The organism is Pseudomonas fluorescens (genome assembly GCF_001307275.1).
In the GTDB taxonomy this organism is placed as follows: Bacteria; Pseudomonadota; Gammaproteobacteria; order Pseudomonadales; family Pseudomonadaceae; genus Aquipseudomonas; species Aquipseudomonas fluorescens_AA.
The window spans coordinates 1,509,299-1,525,659 of record NZ_CP012831.1; the positions used below are offsets into that span (position 1 = coordinate 1,509,299).

Here is a 16,361-nt window from a genome sequence, read left to right on the forward strand (position 1 = left end):
GTGTCAGCCACATCAATGTTGACTGATCCGCCGCTATCGCGAGCAAGCTCGCTCCCACAATGTTCTGCGGTGGAGGTTATTGCGCCGTCAATTCCACCACACCCCGAACCCGCTGCTGCATATTGATCAAATGCAACCGCATCGACGCCCGCGCCGCTTGCGCATCATGCCGCGCCAACGCCGCGTAGATCTGCTCGCGCTCACGCACCACCAACGCCCGATTTTCATCCGTCACCGCCGGTCCGGCCTGTTGCACCACGGCGATCAACGTATTGCCCACATGGGCCATGGCGTCGATGAAAAAGCTGTTGCCGGTGCACTGGGCGATCTGCAGATGAAATTCGAAATCGACCCGGGCGCTTTCGTCAGCCGTTGAGTCAAAAGCATTCGCCGCGTCGAGCGCCTCACGCATCGCCTGCAACTGCTCCGGTGTGGCCCGTTGTGCGGCGATGCCGGCGGCTTCCACTTCCAGGCTCAGGCGCAGTTCGATCACGGCGAGCGCATCGTAGGCACCGCCCTTGACGTGTTTGCTGCCCTGGAAATCCCCCGGGCGGGCGGTGTCCACCACGAAGGTACCGATGCCGTGACGGGTTTCCACCAACCCTTCGGCCTGGAGCCGCGACATGGCTTCGCGGACCACCGTCCGGCTGACGCCGCGTTCCTTGATGATGACTTGTTCGGTGGGTAACTTGCTGCCCGCAGGCAGTTCGCCGGCCAGTATCTGCTGCGTCAGGTCGACCACCAGTTGTTGAGTCATGCTCAGGCGTCGATCGGGTGTGACACGGTCCATTGCACCTATCCATTAAAGCCAGACGATCGCGGCATTATAGCCGCGACCTTGCGCTAAAACTCACTATAATGCCCGCTGATCACCCAAGAGCAAGCCGATGACGGATCAAGCGTTATCTCCACTGAACAAGCCACGCCGCCTCGCCGAAACACTGGTCGACCGCTTTGCCCAGCGCATGCGCGACGGCACCCTCAAGTGTGGCGAAAAGCTTCCCACCGAAGTGCATATCATGGAGGCCGAGGGGGTCAGTCGTTCAGTGGTGCGCGAAGCGCTGTCGCGCTTGCAGGCGGCGGGGCTGGTGGAGACGCGCCATGGCGTCGGCACCTTTGTCCTCGACATGCCGGCGCCGGAGGGCTTCACCTTGGGGCCGGCGACGATTGCCACGTTGTCGGACGTGCTCAACCTGTTGGAGTTTCGCCTGAGCCTGGAAGTCCAGGCCGCCGGCATGGCCGCGCAACGCGCAACCCCCGAAGCCCTGGCCGAACTGGCCCAGGCGCTGGAGGCGTTGCTGCAAGGGCCGGAAAAGTCCGGTACCACCATCAATGCCGATTTCCAGTTCCATCTGAAAATCGCCAAGGCGGCCGGCAATTACTACCTGATCGATATCATGAAGCACCTGGGCACGAAGCTGATCCCCCGTACCCGCATGAACTCCGCCTACTCCGGGCAAAGTGATCGCAGCGCTTACCTGCAGGGGATCAACGCCGAACACCAGCAGATCTTCGACGCCATCGCCAGCGGCAATGTCGATGCGGCGCGGGCGGCCATGTACCTGCATTTGAGCAACAGCCGCATGCGCCTGTGTGAAACGCAACAGCGCCAGGCGTTCTACAACGAGTAAGCCCTGCCCCTGTGGGAGCGAGCTTGCTCGCGATGGCGGTGTGTCAGCCACATCAATGTTGACTGATCCGCCGCTATCGCGAGCAAGCTCGCTCCCACAGGTTGATCCCGCGCTTCAACAACTTAGAAAAAGTTGTATTGAATACCGACCCGCAGACGCAGTTGACGATCACTGTCGACGGAGTTGACCTTGATATCACCCACTTCAAAGAACGGCGCCCAGCGCTTGTCCCACTTGTACTTGACCACGGCATTCTGCTCATAGTCGTCGGTGCCGCCGTTATAACGGATGTAGTTGGCATCGAAGTACGTCAGTTGATATTCATACGCCCACGGCCCCTGGTTCGCGTAGTTGATGTACACGTCGTAACGATGGATCTTCTGGTCGTCCTGGCCGTTGTCCGGCACGTCATGGTCGACCTTGTCACGGTCGAGCTTGGAGGAGTCGTAGCGGTAGCGTCCGGCGATGCTCAGCTCCTTGGTGAGCTTGTAGCCCAGGCGCATGCCCATCTTGTAGGTGGTGGATTCTTCGTCGCTTTCCATGGCGAACGAAGGCGTGAGCGTCCAGCGATCATTGAGCTTGTGCTGGTAGTTGACGGTGAATTCATGGCCGCTGCCGACGGTGTTGTCGAAGGCAACGTCTTCGCGATCACCGGCGGTCTTGTATTTGAGTTCCCCTTCCAGCCCCACGCCGTTGTCCAACCGCATGCCGAACTTGGCGCGGTCGGCGTGCATGCGGGTTTGTTCCGCATATTGGTGGCGTACGTTGATATAGCCGGTATCGGCCATGGCAACGACTGAAGTGAACAAGGAAGCGAGGGACAGCGCGACAAGTGTCTTTTTCATGTTTTTTTATTCTTGTTAGTTGAGTTATTAGTTGGGTTGAACGCCAAATCACAGGCGAGCGCGTGCGCGGCATTGAAACCTGCGGTTCAACGTCTTCTGCGGGTTAAAACACGTGCAACGAACGAGTCAGCTCAAACAGCGATAGGTATTCGCTGTATGTCCCGACTGGCTTGCACCAGCAAACGGGTGTACGCATGGGTGGCGCCATCGCTCGCCAGCAGATGGCTGTCGAGCGTCTCCACCACCCGGCCCTGCTGCATCACCGCCAGCCGATCACACAAATGCGCCACCACCGCCAGATCGTGGGTGACCATCAGGTAGGTCAACCCTTCCTGGCGACGCAAGTCGGCCAGCAGGTTGAGGATTTCCGCCTGCACCGAGACATCCAGCGCCGAGGTCGGCTCGTCCAGCAACAGCACCCGGGGCCGCAGGATCAGCGCCCGGGCAATCGCCACGCGTTGGCGCTGCCCTCCGGACAACTGGTGCGGATAGCGGAAGCGAAAGCTGTCGTTCAAGCCAACCTTGCGCAGGATCTCGCTGACCTTCTGCCCACGCCCATCGATGCCATGGATGCGCAGCGGTTCCTGCAACGCGGCGTCGATGGTGTAGCGCGGATGCAACGAGGCATACGGGTCCTGGAACACCATCTGCACCGTGCGGTAGTGGTTCAGCGGCAGGTTGCGCGTCACGGCCTGGCCGGCGACCCGCAGTTGTCCGCTCCAATGCTGGTACTGCCCGGCCAGGCAGCGCAGCACGGTGGTCTTGCCCGAACCGGACTCCCCCACCAGGCCGAATGCCTCGCCTTCGCCCACGCTCAAATCGACGTCGTGCAGTACCGCGTTCAATGCCGCGCCGGTGCCGAAACTGAGGTTCAGGCCGGCGATTTCAATCATGCTCATGACAGGCTCCTCAAGCGTTCAACCAGAGTGGGTCGCGCTGCAGCACTGGCAGCGTGGCACGCGGATGGTCCAGGCTCGGCAACGCGGCCAACAGGCCTTGGGTGTAGGGATGGGTGGCGTGATCCAGGTCGGCGGCGGCAATCGACTCGACCACGCGGCCGGCGTACATCACCAGCACGCGGTCACAGAAACTCCGCACCAGGTTCAGGTCGTGACTGATGAAGATCAGCCCCAGGTCACGCTCGCTGACCAACTCTTCCAGCACGTTGAGCACCTGTCGGCGCACCGACACGTCCAACGCCGAAGTGGGTTCGTCGGCGATGATCACCTGGGGATCGGTGATCACCATCATGGCGATCATGATCCGCTGGCCCATGCCGCCCGAGACCTCGTGGGGGTAGAGGTCGTAGACCCGCCGGGGATCGCGAATGTGCACCTTGGCGAGCATGTCCAGGGCCCGTTCGCGCGCTTCGCGATGGGGCACCTTGTGATGGGCCAGGTACGCCTCGGCGATCTGTTCGCCAACCCGCACCACCGGGTTCAGCGAGTATTTCGGGTCTTGCATGATCATCGACATGCGTGCGCCACGAATCGCCTGGATCTGCTTTTCGCTGGCGGCCAACAGGTCGATATCGGCGAAGCGCAAGGTCTTGGCGGTGACCCGCGCCGTCGGTGGATGCAAGCGTAAAAGGCTGCGGCCGACGGTGGATTTACCCGAGCCGGACTCGCCGACGATGGCGAGCTTTTCTCGCCCCAACGTGAACGACACATCACGCACCGCCAGCGAGGTTTTGCCGGCATTGCGAAACTCCACACACAAGTCCTGCACGGCAAGTTTTATCTCAGTCATGGGCTGTTCCTCAGGATTGGCTGCGTGGGTCGAGGACGTCGCGCAAGCCGTCACCCAACAGATTGAAGGCCAGACTGACCAGCATGATCGCCGCACCCGGCGCCGCCACCAGCCACCAGCTTTCGAGCATGTAGCGCCGCCCGGTGGAGATCATCGCGCCCCACTCCGGCAGCGGTGCCTGGGCGCCAAGGCCGAGAAAGCCCAGGGCAGCGGCGGTGAGGATGATGCTCGCCATGTTCATGGTCAGGCGGATGATCACCGACGACAGGCACATCGGGATGATGTGGCGCAGGATGATGCGGGTGCTCGACGCGCCCTGAAGCTGCACCGCGACGACGAAGTCCGCGTTGCGCAGCGGCAGTGTTTCGGCGCGGGCGAGCCGGGCAATCGGCGGCCAGGCCGTGAGTGCGATGGCGATTACCGCATGCTCCAATCCCGGGCCGAGAGCGGCGATGAAGGCCAGCGCCAGGACCAGGCTGGGGAACGAGATGAAGATGTCGGTGATGCGCATGAACAGGCTGTCGACCCAACCGCCGAAGTAGCCGGAAACCGTACCGACCAACAGGCCGATGGGGCCGACGATCACCGTCACGAGCAAGACGATGTACAAGGTGATGCGCGAGCCATACACCAGTCGGGCGAAGACATCGCGACCGTATTCGTCGGTGCCGAACCAGTGCACGCCGCTGGGTGCCTGCAAGGCCCCGGCGAGGTTCTGCAACAGCGGATCGTGGCCGGCGATCCAGGGCGCGAAGACCGCGACCAGCATCAGGGTCGCGACGACGATCAGGCCGGCGAAGGTCATCGGGTTGCGCAGCAAAAATCGCAGCAGGCGCACGGTGCTGGCGACCAGCGCTGCCGTACTCGAAGCGGGCAACGTGGCGCTGCCGGCTGCGCTGGAAGCAAGGGGCAGGTTCATTAGCGAGTCCTCGGGTCGAAGATCTTGTACAGCGCATCGCTGATCAGGTTCAGCGTCACGAAGATGAGGCCGATCAGCAGCACGCAGGCCATCACCGCGTTCATGTCGCCGAGCAGCAAACTGCTGGTCAGGTACTGGCCGAAGCCCGGCCAGGCGAACACGGTTTCGATCAGCACCGCACCTTCCAGCAGGCCGCCATAAGCCAGGGCGACGATGGTCAACAACTGCACGCGAATGTTGCCGAAGGCATGACCCCAGACGATCCGCCGTTGGGACAATCCCTTGACCCGCGCCGTGATGATGTATTCCTGGGACAGTTGCTCGAGCATGAAGCTGCGAGTCATGCGGCTGATGTAGGCGACCGAGTTGAAGCTGAGGATCACCGCCGGCAACAGGATGTGCCGCAGGGCGCTGCGAAAGGCCTCCCAGTCGCCGGACCAGGCGGTATCGATCAACAACAATCCGGTGTGTTTCGGGATCAGCCCGTCATAGGCCAGACCGATGCGCCCGACGCCGCCAGCCCATCCCAGCCAGGCGTAGAACACCAGGAAGGCCATCATGCCGATCCAGAAAATCGGCGTGGAGTAACCGAACAGCGTGATCAGCCGCGCGACATGGTCACCAGCACGGCCCTGATGCGTCGCCGCGTAGACACCCAGCGGCAAGCCCGCCACCACGCCGAACAGGATGGCCAGGGTCGCCAGTTCCAACGTCGCCGGGAAGACCCGGGCGATGTCGGTGATGACCGGGTTGCCGGTCAACAAGGCCATGCCGAAGTCACCGTGCAGCAAGTCGCCGAGGTAGATCGCGAACTGGGTCCACAACGGCTTGTCCAGGCCCAGTTCTTTGTACACCTGGGCGTAGGCCGAGGCGTCGGCGTCCGGGCCGACGATGGCCAGCACCGGATCCAGGGGCATCACTCGCCCGATGAAAAAGGTCAGCAGCAGCAACCCCAGCAGCGTCACCGCCACCGAGCCGCCGCGCCGGGTCGCCGAAGCGGCCCGGGTGGTCCAGATTGAAAAGGATGCAGTCGACATGTTCATTCCTGCCTTGGCCCTGTGGCCGTCGATTTCAGCGCTGCTTGTAGACGTCCCGAAGACGCGTGGTGGCGGCGGTGTGGCCGATGTAGTTGCGCACGTCGGCGTGGATCACCACTTCGTCCACCATCTGTGAGACCGGCATGATCGCCCCGGCCTGTTGGTCGTAGAGGGTCTGGATCTGCCCATAGATTTCGCGCTGGCGCTCGGGGTCACGTTCGCGCTCGGCTTGCTCGATCAGTTGATTGAGCTGCGGGTCGAAGAACGAGGTGCGCCAGCCCTGGAAGTTGCTCAGCTTGGCTTCGGTGCGGTTGTCCGGGTTGTACACCAGGGCCCGCAGGCTCGAATGCGGATGACGCTCCGCCCCGCCACCGCCACGCCCGACGAGGATGTCGAACTGACGGTCGCGCATCGCGCCATAGATCTGGTTGCCGGTGCCGGTGATGATCGTCGCCTGGATCCCCGCCTGGGCCAGCGTCGCTTGCAGGCTGGTGGCGATGTTGATGAACGGCGGATCGGTCAGCGAACGGATAGTCACCTTGAAGCCTTCGGCATGCCCGGCCGCCGCCAACAGGCGCTTGGCTTCGGCCACGTCCAGGCGATAACCCGGATCGTCCAGGCGTGCCGGCAGCCCCAACTGCAAAGGCCGCTGATTGATCACACCGTAGTGCGGCATGACCACATCGTTGATGCCCTGGTAATCGATCAGCAGGCGGATGGCCTGGCGTACGCGGATGTCTTGGAACAACGGCTGCTGCATGCTCATCGCCACGTAGTACAGCGTGCCGCGGGCGATGCTCTGGATGCGCACTTCATCGACCTTGCCCAACGCCTTGATGTCGGTGGCGGCCATGCCGCGGGCGACGTCCAGGTCACCGCGCTCGACCATCAGGCGCAGGGCCTGGGACTCGGTCATGTTGCGCATGATCACCCGGCGCAACTTCGCCGCGCCGCGCCAATAGTCGTCATTGCGACTCATCAGGATCACGTCGTTGGCCCGCCAGATGTCGAGCTTGAACGCGCCGGAGCCGGCCGTGTGCGTCGCCAGCCACGCCGCGCCTTGGTCGTCGCCGACCTGATGTTGCAAGGCGACCGAGCGATCGATGATGAAAGCACTGGGAGAGGTGGCCAGGGTGTTGAGCACCAGCATCGGGTCAGTGACGCGTGGCAACTCCATGACAAAGGTGTGCGGCCCTTCGGCGCGCATCAGTTTGACGACGTTGTCGGCGGTGAAGCCGTAGGCTTTCCAGGTGGAAGCCAGGGCGCGGTTGAGGGTGACAACGCGCTGCAACGACCAGGCGACGTCTTGGGCGGTGAGCGGCGCGCCGGAGTGAAAACGCACGTCGTCGCGCAATTGGAAGGTCAGCCGCATGCGGTCGGGGCTGATGTCCCAGGTTTTCGCCAGGGCCGGAATCAGCGTGTCCGGCTGCGCCGCGTCCTGCTCCAGGAGCATGTCGTAGACGTTGGCGTTGACCTCGGCGACCTCCAGCCCCGTCGCCGCGGCAGGGTCCAGGGACAGCAGGTTGATCATGCTCATGCCCACCACCAATTGGTCGGGGGGCGTTTCGCCTTGGGCCAGGCTGACGGGCACCTGCACTGCGCACAGGGCCACGGTGACACACAGCAGCCTGGTCAGGCGCTTGGGCCAGAGATTCATGGTTCAGTCCTTTCTTATATTTATAAAGACTTGTCGCCCGGGCAGCCATCGACCTCAGGCGTGGAACAGGATCAATGTCGGGACAGGGTGTTGGCCTCGATATACGCGAAGTTGATGTCCTCGCCCAACCCCGGCCGGTCGGACAGGTGGACAAAACCGTCGGCGTCCATGGGGTCGACGATGCTGTTGAGGTGCGCCGGGACGTCTTCATAGTCGAGGAACGGGTGCAGCAGGCCGCGCTCGTACCAGCGGCAATTGCTGATCGCCCCGACCACCGCCAGGTTCGCCGCGCCATTGCCGTGGACCTCGCAGTCCATGCCGAACGACTCGGCCAGGTGCGCCACCTTCAGGCACGGCCCGATGCCCCCGACCCCGGCCACGCCGGCACGCAGGATGTCACAGGACTTCTGGGTGACCCAACTGGCGCGGCTATGGAACTTGCCGGCGATGCTCTCCGGGCCCAGCACCGGGATGTCCAGGTTGGCGGCCAGCCAGGCATAGGACTCCGCCGAGTCTTCCATCATCGGCTCTTCGAACCAGGCGAAATTCAGCTTTTGCAGGGCCTTGCCAATGGTCAGCGCATCCATGCGACTGTACCAGTGGTAACCGTCGAGCATCAGCGCGATGTCCGGCCCCACCGCCTCACGCACGGCGGCGCAGGCCTGGATGTCCATTTGTGGATTTGGCGCGAAGGAAATCGGCGGCATCCAGGTGTGCAACTTGATGGCCTTGTAGCCGCGCTGCACCAGTTTCTCGGCAAATTGGCCGTACTCGTCCGGCGTCGACAACCCACCCGGCAAATCGTCGCCGCACATCGTCGAGCCGTACGCCGGGACCTTGTCGCGATAACCGCCAATCAGTTTATGCACCGGCAATTTGAGCTTGCGTCCGGCCAGATCCCACAAAGCCTGCTCCACCAGCGCCAGCGCCCGGTCGGTGAACTGCCCGGCGCTACCGCGCTGCCAGTGCGCCAGGTCTTGCCAGATGCTTTCACGGTCCATCGGATCGCGGCCCACCAGCACTTTGCGCACGAAGGATTCGATGATGTGCGGACGAATCAACTCAGGCGGGCCAAAGGCATAACCCTCACTACCATCGTCGCAGCCGATTCGCAGCAAGGCCATCTTGATCATGACCTCATCGCCCGGATGGGCGTGACCGGCGCTGTCCTGGGCACGGCGCGAAGGTGTGGAAAAGACTTCGACGTGAACGCCTGTGATTCTCATAGAAGGGAGCACCCTGTTGTTATTGTTTATTTGTATGTCGTCATACAACGTAGCGGATTATTCTGACGTTTCACACGGACTGTCAACCCACAAAATCAATAAAAATTAATGAAACCTGGGATGAAAGAGAGAAATGAGATTATTTTTCTTGAGAGAAATCTAAAATGTCGTCATACCACACAACAAAAACAATACGACTCGCCCCGGGAGGGCCACGATGACGGGAGGACTGGAAACCGAGGCGGGAGAATAAAGATTTGTGGGAGCGAGCTTGCTCGCGATAGCGGTGTACCTGGGCCGATGATGTTGGAGGTGCCGCCATCATCGCGAGCAAGCTCGCTCCCACAAGGGGGCCGTGAACACCCGCTCCCACCTGGCAGAAGCCCGATGGTTTGCCCGCCGGAACACCTCACCCGGCAGTGGATGGTTTTTCTCCTAGACTGGACGTTGTCTGCTGTACGCCGGGTTCCGAAGAGGCCCGTACGATGAATGTAAAGGCAAAGGGAATTTCGCAATGCTCAAACCTGTATGGAAAGCGCTCGCCTGCACCCTGGCTTTCGGCGCGTGGGGCACGGCCATGGCGGCTGAGCCGATCGTCATCAAGTTCTCCCACGTGGTAGGCGACCAAACGCCCAAGGGCCAGGGCGCGTTGATGTTCAAGAAGCTGACGGAAGAGCGGCTGCCGGGCAAAGTGAAGGTCGAGGTCTACCCCAACTCCACGCTGTACGGCGATGACAAGGAGATGGAAGCCCTGCTCCTGGGGGAGGTGCAGATCATTGCGCGGTCACTGGCCAAGTTCGATCAGTACACCAAGACCGTGCAGCTGTTCGACTTACCCTTTCTATTCGACGACATCGCCGCAGTAGACCGTTTCCAGCAAAGCCCCGAGGGCCAGAAACTGCTCAAGTCCATGGAAAGCAAGAACGTCATCGGCCTGGCCTATTGGCACAACGGCATGAAGCAGTTGTCGGCCAGCAAGCCATTGCGCACCCCTGAGGATGCCCGTGGCCTGACGTTCCGGATACAGACCTCTGCGGTGCTGGAGGAGCAGTTCAAGGCGGTGGATGCCAAGGCCAAACCGATGATTTTCTCGGTGGTGTACCAGGGGCTGCGCACCGGCCTGGTCAACGGCACGGAAAATACCTATTCGAACTTCTACAACCAGAAGCTCAATGAGGTGCAGAAATACGTCACCGAATCCAACCACGGCATACTCGACTACATGTTGATCACCACGTCGGACTTCTGGAACGGCCTGCCGCCGGATATCCGCAGCGAGCTGGACCAGATCGTGGTCGAATCCACCGCCCATGCCAACCAGGAAGCGGAGAAATTCAACCAACAGGACAAGCAGCACGTCCTGGACGCCAAGACCACCGAGATCATCACCCTCACACCGCAAGAGCGCAGTGTCTGGCGCGAACGAATGAAACCGGTATGGGCGAAGTTCGAGAAAGAGATCGGTCCGGACCTGATCAAGGCGGCCGAGGCTTCCAACAGCGCCCAGTGACATCACCAGGCTTGACACGTTCCTGTGGCGAGGAAGCTTGCTCCTTCGCCACAAAAGCGCCCACTCCCCCATCCCCAGCGGCATAGCACATTGCGTTATGATCCCCGCCTCTCCCTGAACAGAGCTTTTTTCGCGAATGCTGTCGTCCACTCCAGACATGACCTCTACCCTGCCCCCTGTTCTGGTCGGCCCGCTGTTACGGCGCCTGGAGCCTGCGCGCCTGGTGATGTGGTTGGTGGGCACGCGAGCGTTGGCGTTGACGCTGCGCATTGACGGTGTCGGCGACCTGGCACTCGATGCATCACGTTGCACCGTGGTGCCGGTGGGGCAACGGGCGTTTGTGCACTTGATCGATGTGACGCTCGACGCGCCCCTGCCCCAGGACGTGGCGATTGACTACGACCTGCTGGTGGACGGTGCCCCCATCGCCGAGTGGGCGCCGCATCTGTTGTATGACGGCGCACAGTGCCCGAACTTCATGTTGCACTCGCGTATCGAGCAATTGGTCCACGGTTCCTGCCGCAAACCCCACTACCCGGCCAACGACGGCCTGCTCTGTGTCGACCGTCTGCTCGCGCAAGACCCGGCGCAACGCCCGGCTCTGTTGATGATGAGTGGCGACCAGGTCTATGCCGACGATGTCGCCGGGCCCATGCTGCGGGCGATTCATGGGCTGATCGAACGCTTGGGGCTGTTCGAGGAATGCCTGGACGGCGCCGTCGTGGAAGACAGCGCCAAGCTCTACCAACACCCGGCCAGTTATTACCATCGCGCCGATTTGCTACCGGCATTGGAGAGCAACGAAACCCTGCGCGAGCGTTTTTTCGGCGGGGCGCGCAAGCCGATCTTCACCAGCAGCAGCGCCGATAATCACTTGGTGACGTTCGCCGAAGTCATGGCGATGTACCTGCTGGTGTGGTCGCCGGTGCCCTGGACACTGATCGCTGTGCAGCCCCCCGAACTGACCGTCGAGCGGCGCCAGCGCTACGACCTGGAACAGCGACGCATCGACGCGTTCAAGACCGGGCTGGACGGCGTGGCGCGGGTATTTGCGCACTTGTCATGCCTGATGATTTTCGACGACCACGACATTACCGATGACTGGAATCTGTCCGCGCAGTGGGAGGAAACGGCCTACGGCCATCCGTTCTCCAAGCGCATCATCGGCAACGCCTTGATCGCCTACATGCTCTGCCAAGGCTGGGGCAACAACCCGGATGCCTTTGCGGACGTGCTCCCGCAAACCCTGGCCTTGAGCGACACCGCTCGCGACCGCTACCTCGACAGCGAACCACAGGACCAATTGATCGACACCCTGCTGGGTTTCCAGCAGTGGCATTACGTGCTGCCGAGCACCCCGGCCCTGGTGGTGCTCGACACCCGCACCCGCCGCTGGCGCAGTGAGAACACCCTCAAGCAACCTTCCGGCCTGCTGGATTGGGAAGCCCTGAGCGAGTTGCAGCAAGAGTTGTTGGATCACCCCTCGGCCATCATCGTCTCACCGGCACCGATCTTCGGCGTAAAGCTGATCGAGACCGTGCAGCGGGTGTTCAGTTGGTGCGGTTATCCGTTGCTGGTGGACGCGGAAAACTGGATGGCCCATCGCGGCGCGGCCCAGGTGATCCTGAACATTTTCCGACACTCACGCACACCGGGTAATTACGTGGTGCTGTCAGGGGATGTGCATTATTCCTTCGTCTACGAGGTGCTGATCCCACACCGCAAGGGCGGCCCGCGTATCTGGCAGATCACCAGCAGCGGCATCAAGAATGAATTCCCGCCCGTACTGCTGGAATGGTTCGACCGCCTGAACCGTTGGCTCTACTCCCCGCGCTCGCCCCTGAACTGGTTCACCAAGCGCCGCAGCATGCGCATCGTCCCCCACACCCCGGAACACGCCGAAGCGGGCGAACGGCTGTGGAACAGCGCCGGCATTGGCCAGGTGTTCTTCAATGAACAGGGCCAGCCCACGAAGATCTACCAGCACAACGCCAACGGCCAACCACCGACACGCATGCTGCCCCCCAAATCCCCACCGACCTGAAAGCGCTGGCACATCCAGCACCTACGCAAACTGACAATCCGCTATCGCGAGCAAGCTCGCTCCCACAGGGGATTGGGGATGGATGCAAAATCTACAGTCACACCAAAACAACTGTGGGAGCGAGCTTGCTCGCGATGACGGCGGCACAGCCAACACCTAGGCAAGCTGACACTCCGCTTTCGCGAGCAAGCTTGCTCCCACAGGGGATTGAGGATGGATGCAAAATCCACAGTCCTACAGGGAAGTGGCAGTCAGAACGCCAACTGCAGGGTCTGTTGGCCTTCGAGGCTGAGCAGCAATTGTTTGGCCGCCAAACCGCCAGCGAAGCCGGTGAGGCTGCCGGAGCTGCCGATGACGCGGTGGCACGGGGCGATGATCGAGATGGGGTTGCGACCGTTGGCGGCGCCGACCGCCCGGACCGCTGTCGGTTGGCCGATCTGGACGGCGATGTCGCGGTAGCTGCGGGTTTCACCGAAGGGGATGGTCAGCAGTGCGTGCCACACTCGGACCTGGAAATCAGTGCCGGCAAAGTCCAGCTCCAATTCGAAACGGCGGCGCTGACCGGCGAAATACTCCAGCAACTGACGTTCGGTTTCCTTGAGGACCGGATGCTGGGTGTCTTCTTCCAAAGGCCCCAGGCGCACCCGGTTGAGCCGCTCGTTTTCCCACAGGATGGCCGCCAATCTTGTCTCCCGGGCGACGAGGATCAACTGGCCGACGGGGGATGGGATGGTTTTGTACAGAGGCAACATCGAGGGATTCCTTGTCAAAGCCTTTGTGGCAAGAAAGCTTACTCCCTAGCCACAGTTTTTTCTCACCGCCCCCAAAACCTTGCTCAGCCCAACAACCCCAACGCCTTCGCCCGCGCCACCGCCTGGGTGCGGCGCTCGACGCCGAGTTTGCTGTTGATGTGGCTGGCGTGGGTCTTGACGGTGTGCAGCGAGATGAACAATTGCTCGCTGATCTCCTGGTTCGAACAACCTTGGGCAATCAGCTGCAACACCGCCCGCTCGCGACTGCTGAGGGTTTCGACAGGTGCCGCCGGGTCGACAGGCTGGGCCACCGTCGAGGGCAGGCGTTCGAGCAGATGTTCGCGCAACGTGCTGGGCGGTGCATGCAGCAGTTGTTCGCGAAACCATTCACAGTGTTTGCCAAACAACCACTCGAAGGGCTGCAACACCCCGCCGCTGGCGGCTTCGAAAGCTTGGGCCAGGGTACGGCGTGCTTCGGGCTCACGGCCGACGCTCAACAGCAAGGCGACCTTCTGGTTGAGCGCCATCACGCTGAGCATTTGCCGGCCGGTTTGCTGGCCGTGTTCAAGCAGGGCATCGAGTCGCCCTTCGGCAAGCATCGGTTGACCCCGGATGGATTCCAGCACCGCCTGCTGCAATTCGACATGCAGCGGCAGTTGCGGGTGGAACTCCGGCGGCGCGGCGGCCCGTTCGCCCGTGTAGGTCTGGCCCAAGCGGGCCAGCCAGGCTTCGGCCAGATCGGTGCGACCCTGGGCCAGCCAGAGCTCGCATTTGACCAGGGTAATCATCGCCAGGTAGTAGATCGGCGGAACGTCCCAGATGTGCATCAGACGCTCGGCTTCAGCCAGTTCGGCAAAGGCCCGGGCGAACTCGCCGCCATAGCCTTCGATACGGGCGATCACGCAATGACCGATCAGCACGCTGATGTCGCGGCAGGCGCGGGCTTCGGTGAGGCCTGCCTGCAACCGCGCCAGGCCGACCTGGGGTTGCATGCGCAAGGTCAGCAGGAACCCCTCGTACATGATCAACCGCGCCCGCACCGCATAAAGCCGCTGGGGCGATAATTTATGCAAACGTTGCAAACCCTGGTGCACTTCGTCCAGCGCCCGCAGGATTTCCCCCCGTGCCTGCAAGACCCGGGCACGGTCGTAATGGGCCAGGGCCTCGAACAATGGGTTGCCAACCCGCTGCGCCAGCTCCAGGGAATCGCGGTTCAGGTTCCGGGCGCGCCACAGGTCGCCGTCGGCAATCGCCAGGTTCGACAAGGTGGACAGGCACATCAGCCGCTGGCCGTAGCGTTTTTGCGGCAGGCTCTCCAGGGCTTCGCTGCAATAACGCAGGGTGGCCTCGCGATCACCGCGGCCACGGGCGACGATGCCGCTCAGGGCCAGCCATTGGGCGAGCATGGACTTTTGCGCGGTGGCGGAAGGGGCCGGCAGGAAACGACTCAAGTGCGCGGCCAGCTCTTCGGCGGCGTCCAATTGGCAGGCCAGGCCCAATGCCCAACTGTAGAGCACGATCAGCCGCGGCGTGCTGATGAGCAGGCTGTCGGGCAAATCCATTTTCCAGCGCAGCAACATGCCGACGTTCTGCTCGGCCAGCAGTTGCTCCTCCGAAAGGTTCTGCACCAGGTTCGCCGCCACATCCAGGTGCCCGGCCCGCAACGCCTGTTCCACGGCTTCGTCGATCAGGCCCTGGGCGTTGAACCAGCGACAGGCCCGCAGGTGCAGGGTCGCGGCCGGGACCATGGCCGGCGCGCTGGGGCGACTGCGCAGCAGGTCGGAAAACAAGTGGTGATAACGGTACCAATGGCCGTGCTCGTCCAGCGGTACCAGGAAGACCTGGTGGGCCGCCAGGTAACGCAGGATTTCGCCACTGTCATGGGCTTCGCGCACGGCATCGCACAGCGCGCTGCAAAAACGCTCCTGAGGGGCCGTGTCGTAGAGAAACGCCTGCACCTCGGCGGGCAGGCAATCGATGACTTCTTCGAGCAGATAATCGCGGATCAGTCCCTCCCCACCGTGCAAGGCCTGGGGCAGCAGGCCTTCGTTGCCGGCCTCGGAGGCGGCCAGCAACCAGAACCGCAGCCCGGCCACCCAGCCTTCACTGCGCTGGATGAGGTTTTCCAGCGCCTCGCCGCGCAACGAGCTGCTGTGATGCTGGAGCAGGGTCAAGGCTTCGTCATGGGTCAGGCGCAGGTCTTGCTCGTTGAGTTCGAGCAATTGCCGCGACAGGCGCAGGCGCGCCAGGTGCCAGTCCGGCCGCTGGCGGCTGGTGACGAGTACCAGCAAACCGTCGGGCAGGTGATTGAGGAAAAATTGCAGGCAGCGATCCAGCACCGGGCTTTGGGCCAGGTGGTAATCGTCGAGGACCAGCAACAAGGGATTGCGGGGCGATAAGTGCGCGGACAACTCGTCCAGCAAGCCATCGAGCCATTCTTCGAAGGCAAAGGGCTGATGGCGCTGGCGCATTTTCAGCAGCCCCAGCGCCCGGCCGCCCAGTTGCGGGAAAAATGCCTGGAGCCCGTCGAGCAAGCGTTCCAGGAAACGCCCCGGATCGTTGTCCCGGGCACTGAGCCCCAGCCAGAGGCTTTGCCAATGGGCCGGCAGGCTCTGGCAGAACTCCACCGCCAGGGAGCTTTTACCGAACCCCGCCGGGGCACTGACCAACAGCAACCGCCCGCCGAGCCCGGCGCTCAAACGTTCGCACAACCGCGGCCGCGCGACATGGCCGTCGGGCAAGGGCGGGCGGTAGAAACGCCCGTCCTGTACCGCGATGGCTGCGCGGGCAGAATCCGGAAGTGAAGACAAATCAGTCATGGCCGGCTCTTGTAGGAATGCGGGTGGCGGCGTTGCAGATGTCCGCAGACTAGCGGTAAACGAGAAGGTATTGAAGGGAGTGCTACAAATGGCTACAAAAAGACTACAAGCCGACCGACTTGAAAAAACTCAGGCAGCCAACGCTCTTGTGGCGAGGGAGCTTGCTCCCGCT

At 62.3% G+C, this 16,361-nt stretch carries 13 protein-coding genes; 3 read left to right on the top strand and 10 right to left on the bottom strand.

The annotated features are described in order from the left end of the window. Nucleotides 1-76: 76 nt before the first annotated feature. Nucleotides 77-790 (bottom strand): FadR/GntR family transcriptional regulator, encoded by a 714-nt coding sequence (locus AO356_RS06845; protein WP_060739124.1) that lies wholly within the window; start codon nt 788-790, stop codon nt 77-79. 97 nt (nt 791-887) lie between these two features. On the opposite strand from AO356_RS06845, the gene AO356_RS06850 reads away from it, so the two are divergent. Then, nucleotides 888-1,631, top strand: a complete 744-nt coding sequence (locus tag AO356_RS06850; RefSeq protein ID WP_060739125.1) for a FadR/GntR family transcriptional regulator — start codon at nt 888-890, stop codon at nt 1,629-1,631. A gap of 122 nt (nt 1,632-1,753) precedes the next feature. On the opposite strand, the gene AO356_RS06855 is transcribed toward AO356_RS06850, so the two are convergent. The 7 genes from AO356_RS06855 to AO356_RS06885 form a co-directional block, all read right to left on the bottom strand. Continuing rightward, nucleotides 1,754-2,476: an oligogalacturonate-specific porin KdgM family protein gene (locus AO356_RS06855; RefSeq protein ID WP_060739126.1), complete on the bottom strand. Its 723-nt coding sequence runs from the start codon at nt 2,474-2,476 to the stop codon at nt 1,754-1,756. 131 nt (nt 2,477-2,607) lie between these two features. Next, nucleotides 2,608-3,375: an ABC transporter ATP-binding protein gene (locus AO356_RS06860; protein ID WP_060739127.1), complete on the bottom strand. Its 768-nt coding sequence runs from the start codon at nt 3,373-3,375 to the stop codon at nt 2,608-2,610. Nucleotides 3,376-3,385: 10 nt separating this feature from the next. Further along, nucleotides 3,386-4,225: an ABC transporter ATP-binding protein gene (locus AO356_RS06865; RefSeq protein WP_060739128.1), complete on the bottom strand. Its 840-nt coding sequence runs from the start codon at nt 4,223-4,225 to the stop codon at nt 3,386-3,388. A gap of 10 nt (nt 4,226-4,235) precedes the next feature. Beyond that, entirely contained in the window at nt 4,236-5,144 is a 909-nt protein-coding gene (locus AO356_RS06870) for an ABC transporter permease (RefSeq protein WP_060739129.1), read from the bottom strand. After that, nucleotides 5,144-6,181 (bottom strand): ABC transporter permease, encoded by a 1,038-nt coding sequence (locus tag AO356_RS06875; protein WP_060739130.1) that lies wholly within the window; start codon nt 6,179-6,181, stop codon nt 5,144-5,146. The genes AO356_RS06870 and AO356_RS06875 overlap by 1 nt, the downstream gene beginning before the upstream one ends. Nucleotides 6,182-6,215: 34 nt before the next feature. Further along, on the bottom strand, nt 6,216-7,838 hold the full coding sequence (locus AO356_RS06880) for an ABC transporter substrate-binding protein (protein ID WP_060739131.1): 1,623 nt from the start codon (nt 7,836-7,838) through the stop codon (nt 6,216-6,218). Between the two features lie 71 nt (nt 7,839-7,909). Further along, on the bottom strand, nt 7,910-9,064 hold the full coding sequence (locus AO356_RS06885; RefSeq protein ID WP_060739132.1) for a mandelate racemase family protein: 1,155 nt from the start codon (nt 9,062-9,064) through the stop codon (nt 7,910-7,912). A 514-nt stretch (nt 9,065-9,578) separates the two neighbouring features. Between AO356_RS06885 and AO356_RS06890 the strand changes: the two genes are divergently transcribed. Beyond that, on the top strand, nt 9,579-10,574 hold the full coding sequence (locus AO356_RS06890) for a TRAP transporter substrate-binding protein (RefSeq protein ID WP_060739133.1): 996 nt from the start codon (nt 9,579-9,581) through the stop codon (nt 10,572-10,574). Nucleotides 10,575-10,710: 136 nt separating this feature from the next. Beyond that, on the top strand, nt 10,711-12,618 hold the full coding sequence (locus AO356_RS06895; protein ID WP_060739134.1) for an alkaline phosphatase D family protein: 1,908 nt from the start codon (nt 10,711-10,713) through the stop codon (nt 12,616-12,618). Nucleotides 12,619-12,869: 251 nt separating this feature from the next. Here AO356_RS06895 and AO356_RS06900 read toward each other — a convergent pair whose 3' ends face one another. Both AO356_RS06900 and AO356_RS06905 read right to left on the bottom strand, forming a co-directional pair. After that, nucleotides 12,870-13,370, bottom strand: coding sequence for a methylated-DNA--[protein]-cysteine S-methyltransferase (locus tag AO356_RS06900; RefSeq protein ID WP_060739135.1), 501 nt, complete (start codon nt 13,368-13,370; stop codon nt 12,870-12,872). A gap of 83 nt (nt 13,371-13,453) precedes the next feature. After that, on the bottom strand, nt 13,454-16,189 hold the full coding sequence (locus AO356_RS06905; RefSeq protein ID WP_060739136.1) for a LuxR C-terminal-related transcriptional regulator: 2,736 nt from the start codon (nt 16,187-16,189) through the stop codon (nt 13,454-13,456). Nucleotides 16,190-16,361: the final 172 nt, after the last annotated feature.